Origin of the sequence: Williamsia limnetica (genome assembly GCF_003217475.1) — a bacterium.
In the GTDB taxonomy this organism is placed as follows: Bacteria; Actinomycetota; Actinomycetes; order Mycobacteriales; family Mycobacteriaceae; genus Williamsia; species Williamsia limnetica.
The window spans coordinates 32,375-50,140 of sequence record NZ_QJSP01000002.1 but is presented as its reverse complement, the minus strand read 5'-3'; the positions used below and the strand labels follow the sequence as shown (position 1 = coordinate 50,140).

General features: G+C 65.3%; 15 protein-coding genes. 6 read left to right on the top strand and 9 right to left on the bottom strand.

All coding sequences use genetic code 11. From position 1 onward, the window contains the following. Positions 1-6: 6 nt before the first annotated feature. From DFR67_RS02955 to DFR67_RS02935, 5 genes are all read right to left on the bottom strand, one after another. On the bottom strand, positions 7-696 hold the full coding sequence (locus tag DFR67_RS02955) for a TrmH family RNA methyltransferase (RefSeq protein ID WP_110467955.1): 690 nt from the start codon (positions 694-696) through the stop codon (positions 7-9). Beyond that, complete coding sequence (pyrE, locus tag DFR67_RS02950) at positions 697-1,230, bottom strand: orotate phosphoribosyltransferase (RefSeq protein WP_110467954.1); 534 nt, start codon at positions 1,228-1,230, stop codon at positions 697-699. Then, the gene (locus DFR67_RS02945; protein WP_211324927.1) at positions 1,227-2,120 is read right to left on the bottom strand and encodes a type III secretion system chaperone family protein; all 894 of its coding nucleotides are present in this window, start codon (positions 2,118-2,120) and stop codon (positions 1,227-1,229) included. Before DFR67_RS02945 ends, pyrE begins: the two co-directional genes overlap by 4 nt. Before the next feature lie 55 nt (positions 2,121-2,175). Further along, positions 2,176-2,661, bottom strand: coding sequence for a hypothetical protein (locus tag DFR67_RS02940; RefSeq protein WP_146240350.1), 486 nt, complete (start codon positions 2,659-2,661; stop codon positions 2,176-2,178). Between the two features lie 96 nt (positions 2,662-2,757). Then, a complete protein-coding gene (locus DFR67_RS02935) occupies positions 2,758-3,762 on the bottom strand; it encodes a D-2-hydroxyacid dehydrogenase (RefSeq protein WP_110468287.1) in 1,005 nt (334 codons plus the stop codon). Positions 3,763-3,850: 88 nt separating this feature from the next. On the opposite strand from DFR67_RS02935, the gene DFR67_RS02930 reads away from it, so the two are divergent. Genes DFR67_RS02930 through DFR67_RS02905 form a run of 6 tightly spaced genes read left to right on the top strand, consistent with a single transcriptional unit; the run spans position 3,851 to position 13,282 of the window. Next, positions 3,851-5,113, top strand: a complete 1,263-nt coding sequence (locus DFR67_RS02930; protein WP_110467952.1) for an aspartate aminotransferase family protein — start codon at positions 3,851-3,853, stop codon at positions 5,111-5,113. A gap of 8 nt (positions 5,114-5,121) precedes the next feature. After that, positions 5,122-8,133, top strand: a complete 3,012-nt coding sequence (locus DFR67_RS02925; protein WP_110467951.1) for an FAD-binding and (Fe-S)-binding domain-containing protein — start codon at positions 5,122-5,124, stop codon at positions 8,131-8,133. Then, entirely contained in the window at positions 8,130-9,617 is a 1,488-nt protein-coding gene (locus tag DFR67_RS02920; protein ID WP_110467950.1) for an NAD-dependent succinate-semialdehyde dehydrogenase, read from the top strand. The genes DFR67_RS02925 and DFR67_RS02920 overlap by 4 nt, the downstream gene beginning before the upstream one ends. A gap of 47 nt (positions 9,618-9,664) precedes the next feature. Beyond that, complete coding sequence (locus tag DFR67_RS02915) at positions 9,665-10,858, top strand: M24 family metallopeptidase (RefSeq protein WP_084890507.1); 1,194 nt, start codon at positions 9,665-9,667, stop codon at positions 10,856-10,858. A 7-nt stretch (positions 10,859-10,865) separates the two neighbouring features. After that, on the top strand, positions 10,866-12,098 hold the full coding sequence (locus DFR67_RS02910) for an aminotransferase-like domain-containing protein (RefSeq protein WP_110467949.1): 1,233 nt from the start codon (positions 10,866-10,868) through the stop codon (positions 12,096-12,098). Then, the gene (locus tag DFR67_RS02905) at positions 12,095-13,282 is read left to right on the top strand and encodes a M20 family metallopeptidase (RefSeq protein WP_110467948.1); all 1,188 of its coding nucleotides are present in this window, start codon (positions 12,095-12,097) and stop codon (positions 13,280-13,282) included. The genes DFR67_RS02910 and DFR67_RS02905 overlap by 4 nt, the downstream gene beginning before the upstream one ends. Before the next feature lie 6 nt (positions 13,283-13,288). Here the strand turns inward: DFR67_RS02905 and DFR67_RS02900 are convergent, their stop codons facing one another. The 4 genes from DFR67_RS02900 to DFR67_RS02885 form a co-directional block, all read right to left on the bottom strand. Next, complete coding sequence (locus DFR67_RS02900; RefSeq protein ID WP_110467947.1) at positions 13,289-14,182, bottom strand: enoyl-CoA hydratase; 894 nt, start codon at positions 14,180-14,182, stop codon at positions 13,289-13,291. Positions 14,183-14,353: 171 nt separating this feature from the next. After that, positions 14,354-14,956, bottom strand: a complete 603-nt coding sequence (locus tag DFR67_RS02895; protein ID WP_110468286.1) for a mycothiol-dependent nitroreductase Rv2466c family protein — start codon at positions 14,954-14,956, stop codon at positions 14,354-14,356. A gap of 32 nt (positions 14,957-14,988) precedes the next feature. After that, a complete protein-coding gene (locus DFR67_RS02890; protein ID WP_110467946.1) occupies positions 14,989-15,399 on the bottom strand; it encodes a DUF302 domain-containing protein in 411 nt (136 codons plus the stop codon). Positions 15,400-15,456: 57 nt separating this feature from the next. Then, the gene (locus DFR67_RS02885) at positions 15,457-17,610 is read right to left on the bottom strand and encodes an MMPL family transporter (protein ID WP_110467945.1); all 2,154 of its coding nucleotides are present in this window, start codon (positions 17,608-17,610) and stop codon (positions 15,457-15,459) included. Between the last annotated feature and the right edge of the window lie 156 nt (positions 17,611-17,766).

Sequence of the window (17,766 nt, the reverse complement as noted above, 5' to 3'; positions counted from 1 at the left end):
CAGCTCTCACCAAGCCTGGTCCACGTCCGCATGCTGCCGCACCCAGGCGTGCATTGCGATACCCGCCGCGACACCGGCGTTGATGGAGCGGGTCGACCCGAATTGTGCGATCGACACGGTCAGGTCGGCCTGCTTCTGAGCGTCCGGACTGATACCCGGGCCTTCTTGCCCGAACAGCAGTACACACTGCCGCGGGAGATCCGCGGTTTCGAGCGGCACCGACCCCGGGGTGTTGTCCACCGCGACCACGGCCAGTCCGTTCTCGCGGGCCCACACCATCAGCGCCTCCACCGAATCATGGTGCAGAACATGTTGATAGCGATCGGTCACCATCGCGCCCCGCCGGTTCCAGCGCCGCCTTCCGACGATGTGGACCGCCTCGGCCAGGAAGGCATTGGCGGTCCGGACGACCGTGCCGATGTTGCCGTCGTGACCGAAGTTCTCGATGGCCACGTGAAACGGATGCCGCCGGGTGTCGAGGTCGGCGACGATCGCCTCACGCGTCCAGTAGCGGTACCGGTCGACGACGTTGCGACGGTCACCCTCGGCCAGCAACTGCGGGTCGTAGTGTGGGTCGTCAGGGATCTCGCCCCGGTGTTCTTCGGTCCATGGACCCACACCTACGAGTGGCTCACCCCACTCGGTCGGACCGGATTCGGGTCGACCAGATTCGGGGGGACCGGCCTCGTGGCCCACTCAGCTCAGGCCGATGTCGCTCAGCCCCAGCAGCGACCGGTACTCGACACCCTCGGCTGCGATGACGGCGTCTGCGCCGGTCGCCCGGTCCACCACGGTCGCAACCCCCACCACGATGGCGCCCGCATCACGCAGCGCGCGCACCGCGGTCAGCGGCGAATTGCCGGTCGTGGTGGTGTCCTCGACGACGAGAACTCGTTTGCCGACGATGTCCGGGCCTTCGATCTGCCGTTGCATTCCGTGGGCTTTGGCGGTCTTGCGTACCACGAACGAGTTGATGGGGCGGCCGGGCGAATGCATGATTGCGGTCGCCACCGGATCGGCGCCCAATGTCAGTCCACCGACCGCCTCGAAATCCCAGTCGGCGGTGAGTTCGCGCAGCAGCCGGCCGATCAGCGGCGACGCCTCGTGGTGCAGCGTCGCGCGGCGCAGGTCGACGTAGTAGTCGGCTTCGGCACCTGATGACAGGGTGACTTTCCCGTGGACGACGGCGAGCTCTTTGACCAAGTCCGACAACCGGTCACGATCGCTCACTGGGGTCCTCCTGCTCGGCGTGCTCCCGGCTGCCCGGGTTGGGGCGATGTGGGGCCGGGCTGACGTGGGATCGGCCCGGATCCACCGACCGGTGGGACCGGACTGCGCCCGATGGGGCCGGAATTGCGTGCGTGCGCACCGGAATCCCACGGTGCGGGACGCGCTGCGCGCTGCGGCAGGTCCTCCCGACGGATGTTCTCGGTGCGAGGCTCGGCGAGACCTTGCCGCGAGCGACCGGTCGGACTCGACGGATCACGGGGATCCGGCGCGCCCTGGGGGTCGACGATCGGTGGCAGGACGCGCAGCAGATCGGTGAAGCGTCGGACGGTTTCGAGTGCGGTGTCCAGGCGCTCGGGGTCATTGGTGATCGGCATCGACCCCAGCGACCAGGCGCCCTCGTTCCACAGGATCTGGATGTAGTCGGGAGCATTCGTCGCGAGCGCCACCATGCGCCGGTCGCAGACCCGCCGGGCCACATCCAGGTGGCTCGAGAACATCACGCGCCTGCCCATCGCCCCGAGCAGTTCGACGTCGTCCTCGGTGGGTGCGAGTGTCTTCTCGTGCCGCATGTCGATGGTCACATTCGACTCCGTGGTGCGCCGGATCGCTACGACGGTTGCGGTGTCGGCGAGGTCGAAGACCAGCGTCTCCTCGCCGTAGTAGGTGCCGTACGCCAGATCCTGCACGGCGACATGGTCCGGTACGTCCATCGCGGCCCGCCCGAACTCAGACTTGAGCTCGGGGTCGGTTTCGCGATATTTGAACCCGTGTTGATCTCCCCAGACGGCGCGCTCACGGCGCACGCCGGTGGTGCGCCTGCGGTCGAGCAGGAGCAGCGCCACGGCGCCGGCCAACGCAACAGCGGCGATCAGGAAGTAGACGGCAGTCATCACTGGTCAGCTTACCGTGGGGCGTCCGAATCGGAGTCGAGCGGCTGACGCTTCGCTAATTCTCCGGGATCGAGCCCGACACCCGGCCGTCGACGATGAGGTCAGCGGTGGTTTCGCCGTTCGATTTGATCACCCTCACGACCACCAGGTCGCCGACGTCGAGGACATCGACGGTGTCGCCTCGCGTGGATTGGACGTGGGCGTCCGGGCTCAGGATCAGGTGGTGTTTACGACCGTCCGCGGTGTGCACGGACAGTGAACCGGCTTCTATCTTGTCGATGGTGCACAGCACCACCTTCGACCGCTCGGTGTCGAGGTCGTCGGGCACTGCCTCGGCCGACGGTTCGACCGCGGTCAGGCCCGCCTGGTTCGGCGCGACCTCACTGGGACTCACGTACTGGATCTGCGTCGACGCCTGGTCGGAGTCGCTGCGCTGCGCCCCGAGGTGGATGCAGTATCCGAGGGCCACGCCGGCCACTGCCAGCCCCGCCACACACAACAACGTCACGACCCTCGTCGAACGCGGTTGGGATTGCGACACGTGTCCGAACATAGAAGCCGAGTCTGAGATCGGCCTGTGAATAGCCGAAACACGCGCACAACATGTTGACTGCGCCGGGCCGGGGCACAGGTGGGATCAGCCCTGAGCCGGGATGACGCGGACATATCCAGCGTCTTTGTCCACCTCGTTGGCCAGTGGCTGGGACGCCGCGTAGCGCTGAAGATTCGTCAGGAACAAGTCCGCGAGTTCATCGCGCCAACCGACCACGTCACCACTCATGTGGGCGGAGATGTGCACGTTCTCCATGTCCCACAACGGGCTGTCGGCGGGGAGAGGTTCGGTTTCGAAGACGTCGAGACTGGCGGCACCTATCTGCCCCTCGCGCAGCGCGGCGATCAGAGCAGGCTCGTCGATCAGCTGGCCGCGCCCGACATTGATCAGGTGCGCTGACGGCTTCATGGCCGCGAGTACCTCGGCGTCGATCATCCGGGCGGTCTGTTCGGTCAACGGCGCGATGGTCACGATGTTGTCGAACTCGCCTGCGTAGGTCGCCAACTCGTCGGTGCGCAATACCGTGCCGAAGTCGGGGTCCTCGGCCCGCGCCGTGCGGCCCGCACCGGTGACCTCCAGTCCCGCGCCCTTCAGCAGCCGTGCGACGGCCCTGCCGATTCCCCCGGTACCGATGACCAACGCGCTGCGACCGGCGGTGCGGATGGTGTCGCGCCGCTCCCAATGTTTGACCTGCTGATACTTCTTGGACAGGTGGAACTGTTTGTCCTGGGCGATGATCGAGCCGAGGACGAACTCCGCGATGGGCCCGTCGAAGACTCCGTGGGCATTGGTGACCGTGATCGACGATGCACGCAACTCGTCGAACATCATCGCGTCGACGCCCGCCGCGCACACGTGCACCCATTTCAGTGCCTGCGCGTTGTCCCAATTGTCCCGCAACGCCGCTGAGAAGAAGTCCCACAGCATCAGGACGTCGGCGCCACCGTCGGCGCCGAGCGCTTCACCGAGGTCGGCGGTGGTGGCGAGCCGCACCTCGGCGACGTCCCTGAGCTGCTGCAGATTGCCCGGGTTCTCGAGTCCGTCACGACCCAAGATCACGACTTTCGGCTTCGTTTTCGCAGTTCCCATGCGCCCCACGCTAGGGCACGTGCTCCGGCCTCCCGGGATCGACTGTCTAATTGTTGACAATCGTGCAATCGACAGTCACCGTGTAGCCATGAGTTCCGCCACCCTGAGCCCTGCCCTCAAACAAGCCACCCCGGTGGTGGTCGATCATGCGAAGGGATCGTGGATCCACGGCACCGACGGCATCGACTATCTGGACTTCACCACCGGCATCGGCGTCACCAGCACCGGTCACTGCCATCCCAAGGTCGTCACTGCCGCACAAGAGCAGTGCGGGAAGATCATTCACGCCCAGTACACGACGGTGATGCACAAGCCGTTGCTGGAGCTGACGGACAAGCTCGGCGAGCACCTGCCGGCCGGGCTCGACTCCGTCTTCTACGCGAACTCGGGATCCGAGGCCGTCGAGGCCTCGGTCCGGCTCGCCCGGATGGCCACCGAACGCCCGAACATCGTCGTCTTCCAGGGCGGCTTCCACGGTCGCACCGTGGCCGCGGCGACGCTGACCACCGCAGGCACCAAGTTCTCGGCAGGCTTCTCCCCGCTCATGGGCGGGGTCCACATGGCGCCGTTCCCCTACGCGTACCGCTACGGCTGGGACGAGGCGACCGCGGTCGCGTTCGCCTTACGTGAGCTCGACTATCTGTTCGCGTCCCGTGTCGCACCGAACGACACCGCCGCGTTCCTGATCGAGCCGGTGCTCGGCGACGGCGGCTATCTCCCGACCCCGCCCGCGTTCCTGGCCGGGCTGCGCGAGCGCGCCGACAAACACGGCATCATCCTGATCCTCGACGAGGTGCAAGCCGGTGTGGGCCGTACCGGCAAGTTCTGGGGACACCAGCACAGCGAAGGCTTGATCCCCGACATCCTCATCACCGCCAAGGGCATCGCCTCCGGTTTCCCGATCTCGGCCATCGCGGCCCCGACGTCATTGATGGCCAAGGCCTGGCCGGGATCGCAGGGCGGCACGTACGGCGGCAACGCGGTCGCTGCCGCGGCCGGGGTCGCGACGTTGCAGGTGATCGCCGAGGAGAACCTGGTCGAGAACGCACGGATACGCGGTGACCAGATGCTGCGTGGCCTGTCTGAGCTGGCCCCGAAGTTTCCGCAGATCGGTGACGTCCGCGGCCTCGGCCTCATGGCGGGCATCGAGTTCATCGATGGCGACGGCAAGCCCGATGCGGTCGCGGCTGCCGCGGTTCAGCAGGCTGCGATACCCGAGAAGCTGCTCACCCTCACGTGCGGTCCCATGGGCAACGTCGTGCGGCTCATCCCAGCACTGGTTGTCACCGAAGAGGAAATGGCCACCGGCCTCAACAGGTTTGAAGCGGCGCTGACCGCGGCCCTCGGGTAGCGAGGGTCATGGACCCCGCATCGACCGGGACTCGCATCAGCGCCGACCTCCAGGCGCTCGGACTGAGCGCCGACGCCTCATCGCGCCGTCTCACCGAATACTCCTACGACGCCTCCAACTATCGGCTCACGCCACTGGTGGTGGTGTTCCCGCGCACCGATCAGGACGTGGCCTCGGTCGCCGCCTACTGTCACCGCAACGGCCTCACCCTCACCGCTCGTGGCGGTGGTACCGGCATGGGCGGCAACGCGATCGGGAAAGGAGTCGTGCTCGACTTCTCCCGTTACATGGACAAGGTGCTCGATGTCGACCCCGAGGGAAAAACTGCGCTGGCCCAGTCAGGCATCGTCCTGACCACTCTCCAGCGAGAGGTGCGGGGCGCCACCGGTGGCGCCCTCACGTTCGCACCCGACCCGTCGAGTCAGTCGCGTGCCACCCTCGGAGGCGCCATCGGCAACGATGCGTGCGGCAACCACTCCGTGCGCTATGGCCGCACCACCGATCACGTCGAGTCCCTGAATCTGGTGACCGCCGAAGGGCTACGGCTGACCGCCCTACGAGACGGACTCGTGGCAACCGATCCGTCCGACGGTGCCGCTGCGGCGCGGGCCGCGGAGCTGACAGCGGCAATGCGCGAGCTGACCTCGGCAAACCTGAGCGCCCTGCGCACCGAGATGGAGCAGATCCCGCGCCAGGTCTCCGGATATCATCTGGGTAAACTACTGCCCGAGAATGGTTTCGACGTCGCCCGAGCGTTGGTCGGCACCGAAGGCACCTGCGCCATCGTGGTGTCCGCCAGGGTCCGTCTCGTCACCGCTCCCACCCGCGCACTGCTCTTGTGCCTCGGATATCGCAACGTGGTCGATGCTGCCCGCGACGTCCCCACCCTGCTCGAGTTCGCGCCGTCGGCCATCGAGGGCATCGATGAACGGATCGTGCAGACGATGCGGGCTCGGCGCGGCGACGACTCGGTGGCGGGTTTGCCCGACGGCAACGCCTGGCTCTACATCGACCTCGACGAGGAAAGCGCCGTGGACGTCGAACAGGCCGCGGCTGATCTGCTCGAGAAACTGTGGGCCAACGGGCGCCTCGTCGACGGTCGCACCGTTCCCGATCCCGCGCAGCGTATCTCGCTCTGGCGCGTTCGGGAGGACGGTGCCGGGCTCTCGTCGCGACTCGTCAGCTCCGAAGAGATCAACCCCGAAGAGGGTGGGCACGGCGGCACCTACGAGTCCTGGCCCGGCTGGGAGGATTCCGCGGTCGCGCCGGAGAACCTCGCCGACTACCTCGAGGGTTTCACCGATCTGCTCGATCACCACGGGCTGACCGGCGTCATGTACGGCCACTTCGGCGCCGGCTGCATGCACGTGCGCATCACCTTCGACCTACGGAGCGCGGAAGGTCGGGCCGTCATGCGGGCGTTCTGCACCGACGCTGCCGCGTTGGTGGTCGCACACGGCGGTTCGCTGTCGGGAGAGCACGGCGACGGTCGTGCGCGGTCGGAGTTGCTGCCGATCATGTACTCGCCGCAGATGATCTCGGCCTTCGGCGACTTCAAGAAGATCTGGGATCCGACCGGCATCCTCAACCCGGGCAGCATCGTCGACCCGGAACCGCTCGATGAGAACCTGGTCCTCGCAGACGTGCCGAATCGTCGGTGGCAGACGAGCTTCGACCTCGGAACCCCTGGGGTGGGCGCCGACGGACAACCGGGCCTCGACCCCTTCATCCATGCCGTCCAAGGTTGCATCGGCGTCGGCCGCTGCCGTTCGGACTCCGGCGGTGTCATGTGCCCGAGCTACCGCGCAACCCGGGACGAGAAGGACTCCACCCGCGGGCGTGCCCGCGTGCTGCAAGAAATGGTGCGCACCGCACCTGACATCAAATCTGGCTGGCGAGACGAGAATTCGCGCGAAGCCCTCGACCTCTGCTTGTCATGCAAGGCGTGCTCGACCGACTGTCCGGTGGGCGTCGACATGGCGACCTACAAGTCGGAGTTCTTCTCCAACTACTATCGCGGCCGGATGCGCCCCCTGTCGCACTATTCGCTGGGCTGGATGCCGGCCTGGCTCGCAGTGGCGGGCACACTGGCGCCGCTGATCAACAAGACGCTGTCGAGCAAACTGTCGACGTTGGCCGCCAAGGCCGGAGGCATCGATCCCCGACGCACCATGCCCGCCTTCGCCAGACGGAAACAGGTCCGTGCGGGGATGGTCGGACTGCACACCGACCCGTCCGCCGATACCGTGCTCTTCGTCGATTCGTTCACCAAGGCCTTTCGACCGCACGTCGCAGCGGCGACGGCCAACGTCCTCGGCAGCGCGGGCCGCACCGTCAGCTGTGAAGCCGATCAGTGCTGCGGGCTCACCTGGATCTCGACAGGGCAACTCGGACATGCCCGAAAGGTGCTGGCTCGCACGGCTGCCGCGCTCGACGACGGCACCGACCGGCCGATCGTGGTGCCCGAGCCGAGTTGCGCCGCCGCCCTGCGCAAGGATCTGCCCGAACTCGTGCACACCGACGCCGCCCGGCGCGTCGCAGCCCGGGTCCGCAGCTTCGCCGTGGAGGTGGGACATCTGCTCGACGACGGCTGGGTGCCGCCGGTGCCATTGCCCACCGACGTCACCGTGCAAACCCACTGCCATGAATACGCGTCGTTCGGACCCAATACCCAGCCCGCGGTCCTGAAGCGACTCGGCGCCGCGACCGTGCACCAGGCCGATGGTTGCTGCGGCGTTGCAGGTAATTTCGGTTTCGAAAAGGGGCACTACGACGTCAGCATGGGCGTCTCCGAGCAAGCTCTGGCCCCGGCGCTACGCAGCCGCGTCGCAGATACCCCGGTCCTGACCGACGGTTTCAGCTGCGCCATGGCCGTACAGCACCTGACCGCCACCGACGACACCATTCCCGATGTGCAGTCGGTCCATCTGGCCGAACTGCTCGACCCCGCTCTGCTCATCCCACAGACGACACAGCAGGCGACCGCGACACACGTCGCCGAACAAGGAGGTTCGATATGACAGCGTCCACCGTCACCGACCGCAAGAGCCGGGCTGCCGACCTCATCGGTGCACTACCCACGGGGCTCTACATCGACGGGAACTGGGTCCCGGCAGCAGACGGCGCGACATTCGAGGTCGAGAACCCCGCCACGGGCGAGGTGATCGCCACCGTCTCCAAAGGCGGGAACGCCGATGCCACCGCCGCGATCGAGTCCGCAGCGGCACATCAGAAGAGTTGGGCTGCAACCCCTCCCCGCGAACGCAGCGAGATCCTGCGACGCGCGTACGAGCTCATCCTCGATCGCCAGGACGACCTGGCGCTGATCATGACCACCGAGATGGGAAAGCCGCTGGCCGAGGCCAAAGGTGAAGTCGCGTACGCCGCCGAGTTCTTCCGCTGGTTCTCCGAGGAGGCCGTCCGCATCGGTGGCGATCACACCACCACCGGGGACGGCAAGAACCGCATCCTGGTCACGAGAGAACCTGTCGGTCCGTGCATCCTCATCACGCCCTGGAATTTTCCTCTCGCGATGGGCACCCGCAAGATCGGGCCCGCCATCGCGGCCGGATGCACCATGGTGTTCAAGCCGGCAGAGCTGACCCCACTCACCATCCTCGCGCTGACTGAGATCCTCACGGAGGCAGGTCTTCCTGAGGGAGTGCTCAACGTCGTCACCACCGACGATCCAGGTTCGGTCGTCGAGACCTGGATGGACAGCGGACTGGCCCGCAAGGTCAGTTTCACCGGCTCCACCCAGGTCGGCAAACTCCTGCTCGAGCAGGCGTCGCGGTCGGTGATGCGCACATCGATGGAACTCGGCGGCAACGCCCCCTTCCTCGTCTTCGACGACGCCGACATCGACAAGGCCGTCGACGGCGCCATGGTCGCGAAGATGCGCAACATGGGTGAGGCATGTACCGCCGCCAACCGGATCTTCGTACACCGCAGCGTCGCAGGTGAGTTCGGCAGCAAACTCGCCGAACGGATGAGCGCGTTGACTGTCGGCGACGGTGCCGTCGACGGCACCGATGTCGGACCGCTGGTCGAGAAGAAGGCAGTCGACAAAGTGCGGTCGCTGGTGGCCGACGCCGTCGAACGCGGCGCAACGATGATCTGCGGTGGCGAAAGCAACGCTGCAGACGGATACTTCTATCAGCCGACAGTGTTGTCGGGAGTCGACCCGAACTCCGATCTGATGGGAACCGAGATCTTCGGGCCCGTCGCACCGATCATTCCGTTCGACGACGAGGACGAGGTCGTCGCGCTCGCCAACGACACCCCGTGGGGGCTCGTCGGTTACCTCTTCACCCAGGACATCGATCGTGGACTCCGCGTGTCCTCGGCGCTCGAGGTCGGCATGGTCGGACTCAACACCGGTCTCGTGTCGAATCCGGCAGCCCCGTTCGGTGGCGTCAAACAATCCGGGCTCGGTCGAGAGGGCGGCAAGATCGGGATCGACGAGTTCCTCGAGATCAAGTATCTGGCAATCCCCCGCACGTAGAGGGCCCGTACCAGAAACGACCACGACCAAAGGAGGTGTGAAGAAGCATGTACCTCGGATCACAGCTGTTCACCGATGCCGAATACGAGACCCGGCTGGCGAACGTTCGGACGATGATGGATCGGCAGGGTCTGTCGGCCATCATCGTCACGGACCCGGCCAACATCTTCTACCTCATCGGCTACAACGCCTGGTCGTTCTACACCCCGCAGATGCTGTTCGTCCCGATGGACGGCGAGATGGTGTTCTTCGCCAGGGAGATGGATGCCCACGGTGCGCATCGCACCACGTGGCTGCCTGCCGAGCAGATCGTCGGCTATCCCGAGAGCTACGTGCACCGCCCACACGTGCATCCTTTCGATTGGGTGGCATTCGCTCTGCGCCAACGCCACCTCATCGCCCCGGCGTCACGTGGCGGTTCGGTCGGCATGGAGATGGATTCACACTTTTTCTCTCCCAAGGCCTACCGGGCCCTGTTCAACGCAATCCCCGAATGGAAGCTGGTCGACTGCTTCGAGTTGGTGAACTGGGTGCGATCGGTGAAGTCCGACGCGGAGATCCAGCTCATGCGTCAAGCGGGGATGGTGTGTTCGGAAGCCATGCGCGCAGCCATCGACACCATCGACATCGGCGTCCGGCAATGTGATGCGGCAGCGGCGATCTCGCAGGCGCAAATCACCGGCACCGACAAGTTCGGTGGTGACTACCCGGCCATCGTCCCGATGATGCCGACGGGCGCTGCTGCTGACACCCCGCATCTGACCTGGCACCAGGGCACGTTCATCAGCGGTGAGGCGGTGGTCGTCGAGTTGACCGGAGCCCACAATCGCTACCACTGCCCACTCGCCCGGACCGTGGCCCTTGGCCCGGTGAACAAGGACGTCGACTACGTCGCCGGCGCGACCGCCGAAGGGCTCAACAACGTCCTCGAAGCCATCGCTCCCGGGGTTCCGACCCGCGAACTCGCGTCCACCTGGAACTGGACGTTGGCCAAGTACGGCCTCGAGAAGCATTCGCGTCTGGGCTATTCGATCGGTATCGGCTATCCGCCGGACTGGGGTGAACGCACCATCAGCATCCGCACCGAAGACGAGTCGATCCTCGAAGAGAACATGACGTTCCACATCGTCTGCGGCATGTGGATGGACGGCTATGGATTCGAGTTGTCCGAGTCGGTTCGGGTGAGTGCCACCGGAGTCGAGACCTTCACCAGCTTTCCCCGCGACCTGATCAGAAAGTGAGAGAACCATGACAGCGACCGAACTCTCCCACCACTCACCCACCTTCCCGCTCGCCGGCCGGGCCAAGGATCTCGTGGGATCGATGATCGACTCGTCGACCTCACTGCTCGCAGCTCAACAGCACGACATCGTGCGATTCGCGATGGGGTCACCGGCCGATGAGGCAGTGCCCGCCGAGGAGTTCCGCGAGATCGCCGGCAGCATCCTCGACCACACGTCGTTCACATACGGCGCCTCCGAGGGCGAACCTCGGCTGCTCGATCTGCTCGTCAAATATCTCGCCGGGACACCGGATCCGGCGAGCGAAGACCGGTTGGTCATCACCACCGGGGGCATGCAAGGCCTCGATCTGGCGTGCAAGCTCTTCGTCGATCCGGGCGACCTGGTCATCACCGAATCTCCCACCTACACCAACGGTAGTGCGACGGCGCTCTCCTACGGTGCGCAGCTACTCGAGGTCCCCGTCGACGACGAGGGCATGATGGTCGACCTGCTGCCCGATCTGGTGGCACGCACCCATCGCACCCCCAAGGCGATCTACACCATCCCGAACTTCCAGAATCCCTCCGGTGTGACGCTGTCCCTCGAGCGCCGAAAGGCGTTGCTGGAGATGGCCCACAAGTGGGGAGCGGTCATCATCGATGACGATCCGTACGCGTTGCTGCGCTTTTCCGGTGAGGAGATCCCGACCTTCCGGACCCTGAGTCCCGATGATCCCCTGCTCTTCTCGGTACGGACCTTCTCCAAGATCCTCGCGCCGGGTTGGCGCGTGGGCTGGGTGGACGCAGACCCTGCGCTGCGCCAACTACTGATCAACGGCAAACAGGCCATGGACACCTGCACCAACGTGCCCAACCAGCACATCGTCGCCGAGTACATCTCCCGCGGTGGCCTCGACGACCACCTCGTGTCGATCCGCGAGCTCTACCGCATCCGGCGCGACGCCATGCTCACGTCTTTGCAGAGCCACCTCGGCGAGGACTACACCAGCACCAATCCCGACGGCGGCTTCTTCCTCTGGGTCACGTTGCAGGGCAAATACGAGGGCCTGGACACCCGCGAACTGTTCGAGATCGCCCTCGCTCAGGGTGTCGCGTTCATCCCGGGTCCGGCTCTCTCGCCCGGCGGTCATTTCCGCAATGCCTTGCGCCTGTGTTTCGCCTCCAGCACCCCGGAACGGATCGACGAGGGTGTCCGTCGCCTCAAGAGTGCACTGGATCTGGCGCTGGCCGCCTCGTGACCGAGCTCGCGGCGCGAGAAACCGTCGTACTCGATCTCATCGACGAGACAGAGTTGGTGGGCCTGACCCGGTCGTTGATAGACGCCGGCGGTGAGAATCCCGGAGGTACCGAAGGTCAGACAGTCGCCGTGCTCGAACGAGCCTGCCATGCGCTGCGTTTCACAGTCGAGACTTTGGACGTCGCCCCGGGACGACCGAACCTGACCGCGACATTGCCGGGGGCCGGGGATGGCCCCGGCCTGATGGTGCTGGGCCACTCCGACGTCGTTCCAGCCGGCGACGGCTGGACTCGCAGGCCATTCGAGGCGAGCGTTGCGGGTGGCCGTATCTTCGGCCGCGGCGCCACCGACATGAAGGGCGGGCTTGCCGCCGCCGTCATCGCGATGGCGGCGCTGTCACGATCTGGAATCCAGCTCCCCGGGCCGGTGCAGCTCGTCTGCACCGTCGATGAGGAGGACCTCGGGATCGGTATCCGGGACTTCGTGACGCGCTCGTCGCCGTACCGGTTCGCCGGCTGTGTGGTCGCCGAGCCCACCGACCTCGAAACCGTCGTCGCTTGCCGGGGCGCGTCGTACATCGAGGTCCGGATCACCGGTCGCGCAGCACATTCGGGCCGTCCCGCCGATGGCCGCAACGCCATCGATGCGGCGGCCGCGATCATCGACCTGGTCCGCGCAGATCAACGGAGCATGCTCGAATCGCCCGATCCCCTGCTCGGTACCGGCACCTGGAACACCGGCTTGATCGAGGGCGGTCAAGGTATTTCGGTCGTGGCGCCCAGCGCCACCGTCAGCTTCGACCGCCGCCTCATGCCAGGTGAAGACGCCTTCGAGGTCGCCAAGTGGTTGCGGGGCGCCATCAGCGAAGCGGGTATCGACTCCGACGGCATCACCGTCGACGTCGAGGTCACGATGGCGATGCCCGGCTTCGAGACCGACCGCGATCACCCACTGGCCGCCCAGGCCGCCGCGTCGGTCGTCGATGCAGGCGGTGCCACCTCCATCACCGGCTGGACCGCAGCCTGCGACGGTGGCTTCATCAATCGTGATCTCGGTATTCCCGCCATCGTGCTCGGCCCGGGCGGTCTGAATGATCAGGCGCACCGGCCCGACGAGTCGGTCTCGATCGCCGAGCTGGTCATCGCGGCAAAGGCGTACGCCCTGTTGGCCTTGCGCCTGCTCTAGGCACGATCAGGGCGTGTACTTGTCCGATGCCTTCGGCGGACCGGCGGTCCGCCAGTCGTCGATGTCGGGGCCCGGTTTCGCGACAGGAACCTTGTCGTCGTGCAACGCCGACCAGTGCGCGTGACCGAGTTGATGGATGTAGTACGAGTGCTTCAGGGACTCCTGGAATCCCATCGCGTCGACGGCGCCATTGATGGTGTCCTTGACCAACAACGCGGCAAAAGTGGGTCGTGACGCGATGCGTTTCGCGAAGTCGAGGGTTTTGTCGGGCAAATCATCCAACGGGAAGATCTTCGACACCATTCCCAGTCGGTAGCCCTCTTCGGCGTCGATCGAATCACCCGTCAGCAGTAACTCTTTGGCCTTGCGGGGTCCGAACTCCCACGGGTGGGCCACATACTCGACACCGGGCATCCCCAGCCGTGCGGCGACGACGTCGGAGAACACCGTGTCGTCGGCCGCGACGATGAGATCGCACGACCACATCAGCATCAGCCCGGCGGAGATCACGTTCCCGTGCACCTGCGCGATCGTAATCTTGCGCAATTCGCGCCAGCGCTTGGTGTTCTCGAAGTAGTAGTGCCACTCCTGAAGGGCCCTGTTTTCGACGACGCTTCCCCTCGTTCCGCCGTCGATACGAAATGTCGGATGTTGATCAGGCCCGGGTACGACTTCGGCGACGGCTTCCTCCGACCCCATGTCGTGGCCGGCAGAGAAGCTCGGGCCATTGGCCGCCAGCACGATCACCCGCACAGTGTCGTCGGCCTCGGCTTTGCGTAGTGCTTCGTCGAGTTCGACGAGCAACCGTCGATTCTGCGCGTTCCGCGCCTTGGGGCGGTTGAGGGACACGCGGGCGATACGCCCATCGTCGAAGATTTCGTACGTGACGGCCGGCTCCATTGGATCTCCCGATCAGTCGGTGTCTTCGGCGGCGCAACGCAACGCCCTCGTGGACGATCCTGCCTGTTCACCGGGTTGTTGCCGTCAGCGACACACCCGACACCTCAATAGCCGCGAATCACCTGCGTTACTTCTGAAGGACCGACGCACTCACCCGGCGGTGCGCAGATCTCATTGAGCAAATGTCGGCGGTCCGCTGTGTGGTCGTTGCAGTTGCGCGAAGGCACTCGTCGCCGCCAATGTGTGCACGGCATCGAACAGCTCGTCACCCTCGCGGTCATCGGGAATGGCGGTGAGTACGGGACCGAAGAAGCACTGGCCGTCGATGCAAGTGATGGGGCTACCACCGGAGTCGCCGAGGCTGTCTTGGCTTTGCTGGTGTGCCACGCGCACTGCACTGTCGTAGGTGGAGTCGTCGAGGCTGTCGGCGAGCTGGGGATCGAGGCCGCTCTCGGTGAGCGCTTGGGCCACCATCGCTGTGGTGACGTCGGCGCCCTGCTGGTGCACCCGCTTGCCCAGGGCGGTGTAGAGCGGTCCGAGTGCGCTGTCGCCGGCCCGGTCCTGCGCGGCGGCCAGGACACGGCCCAGTTGCTGGGACACTTCCATGTGGTGCCGCTGATGCTCGGGAAAATCTGTGCCCTCATTGAGCACCGCAAGACTCATCTGGCGCCAATCGATCTCGATGTCGCGGCGTTGCGCGGTGTTCACAAGCCACCGAGACGTGGCCCAGGCGAACGGGCATGCCGGGTCGAAATAGATCGTCACTGCGCTCATCTGTACTCCTTCAGGTTGCGGGCTGTTGGGGTTCACGCGGATGCTGCGGCTTGCAACGCGGCGATGGCGGCGGTGAGCTTGACGGACGCGTCCTCAGCTACCGATGCGAGTTCCGGTTCTCCGGATACCTCAACCATGAGTTCGGGATTCATGGCTTCGACGATCGAGTTCGATGGATTGGCGGGGTCGGTGCGGACCACGACGTTGCACGGCAACAGCAGTCCGATCTGCCGATTGACCCCCAGGGCACGGTGGGCCAGAGGCGGGTTGCAGGCGCCTAGGATCAGGTATTCCTCCATGTCCACATCGATCTTTGTTTTCAGGGTGTCCTTGACGTTGATCTCGGTGAGGATCCCAAAACCCTGGTCGGACAAAGCGGCACGGGTCCGTGCGACCGCCTCGTCGAACGGGAGGTTGAGAACAGTGGAGATAGACAGTGACATAACAGCTTTCCTTCCAGTGGGCGTATTCGTGCTGATCTAGCGGGTCGGGGGCGGTTGTCAGTGGGAGAACGAGATCGCGGGCAGGACTTTCCGAAGCCAGGTCGGTGACCACCATGCGGCCCGTCCGGTGAGGCGGAGCAGAGCTGGTAGCAACATCAGCCTGATGAGTACTGCATCGAGCAGAACAGCAACACCGAGGATGATGCCCATCTCTTTGGGTGGCAACGGCTCTGCCAGCGCAAACGTGAAGAACACCGCGACCATGACCGCTGCCGCGGCGAAGATGATCCGTCCCGAGTGCGCCATCCCGTCGATCTGCGCGACGTCGGCATCACCGGTGCGCTCGTAGTGTTCTTTGGCGGTGGCGAGGAGGAACACGGTGTAGTCCATGGCGATGGCAAAGATCATCGCGAAGAAAAACACCGGACCCCAGCCGTCGAGAAATCCTTGTGGGGTGAATCCGAGCAGGTCGGACAGGTGGCCGTCCTGGAAGATGAGCTTGGCGACACCGAACGCAGCCGCAGTCGACAGGAGGCTGACGACGGTGCCAATCAGCGCGATCAGTGGGGCTTGCAGTGAGACCAGGAGCAGGACGAACCCGAGAACCAAGATGATGCCGACGATCAGGGGGAAGTAGTCGTCCAGAGCCTGTTGCAGATCGAGGTTCTCCGCGGGGGCGCCGCCGACCAGCGCGTCCGCGGGCAATGCGCTACGCAGGTCATCGACGATGGTGCCGAGTTGGGCATCGGAGGGATCAACTGCGGGCAGCGCCTGCATTATCACGTAGTCGGTGCCGTCGAGCGCAGGTTGCGCCGGGGTGACCATGCTGATTCCGGGTGTCTGTGCCGCTGCAGTGGCAGCCTGCTGCGCCTGGTCCGAGGGTGCGACGATCTGGAGCATGCCGGGGGCGCCCTCACCCATCTGCTGCTGGACCAATTCGTATCCCTGGCGCACCGGGGCCTCCTCGGGGACCACCGAAATCGAGGGCATGGCGACTTTGAGGCCGATGACCGGGATGGCCAGCGCGATCAGCACGGCGAGGGAGCCGAGCGCGAACGGCCATGGGTGGTTGTGCAGGATCTTGCCCCAGCGTTCGAGCAGCGGCGAACGGTGCTGTTGGCGTTTGGCGTACGGGAGCGAGGCAGCGTTGACGTTCGGCCCGAGTGCGCCCAGGGTGGCCGGAAGCAACGTCAACGTGGCCGCGAGGACAAACGTCACCGCCAGCATGATGCCCACAGCCATCGTCCGCACCGCAGGCGCCGGCACCAGCAACACCGCCGACAGGCTGACCAGCACGGTCAGTCCCGACAGCACCACGGCTTTACCTGCGGTGTCCATCGTTTCGGCGACCGCGTGGGTCTTGTTGGTGTGGTTGTTGAGGGCGTCCCGGAATCGGGAGACGATGAACAGCGCGTAATCGATTCCGAGTGCGAGGGCGAACATCATTGCAAAGTTCATGGCCCACACCGAGATCGGCGTGACTTGATTGAGTAGGACCAGGCCACCGGCGGAGGCGACCAGGCCGGCGATGGTGAGCAATAGTGGCAGACCGGCGGCCACGAGCGACCCGAAGGCCAGGACCATGATGGCCAGAGTGACCGGCCACGAGAACAGCTCGGCCTTGATCATCGCGTCGTGGTTGGCTTTGTTGAAGTCGCTCCACAAGGCCGAGGCTCCCGTGGGATACACCTCAACACCATCGCGCGAGAGTTCGGTGAGCTCGCCCTTGACCTCGTCGACGGCTCGAACCATGTCGTCGGTGTTCGCGTTCGCGCCGGCGATCAGGATGCCGGTGTGCTGATCTGGGCTGATGCTCATGCCCGGTTGCGGGGGTACAACCTCGCCGAACCGGGAGTCACCGCCGAACACTGCGGTGGCATTCGCGATGGTTTCTTGCATGGCCGGGCTGTCGATGGTGTCGCGATCGGAGTGGATGACGACCTGCACCGCAGCCGATGAGTTGCCGCCGAAGTGCTGCTGCGCCAGCTCTCGCACCTGCACCGACTCCGACCCGTTGGCTTGCCAGCCGGCGCCTGCCAAGGAGGAAAACACTGACGGCGCAACTGCACCCAGACCGACGAGTACCAACAGCCAAATGGCGAAGACCCAGCGGGAACGCCCGGCCATCGCCGCCCCCCAGCGGCCCAGCACGCCGGGCACCGACGTGGGTGGTGAGCCGGGCTGGTGAACGGTGGTCGTGGTGTCCGGCATGCGAAGGACCTCCTCTAGAATCAATCTAGGTCATATACCCCAGGGGGTATCTATGTGCAGCCGAAGGTACCCCCGGGGGTATGTTGGAGTCAACCTATAGCGGCGCGAACTCATACCCCCTGGGGTACCCTCAAGATGAATGAACAAACAGAGAGG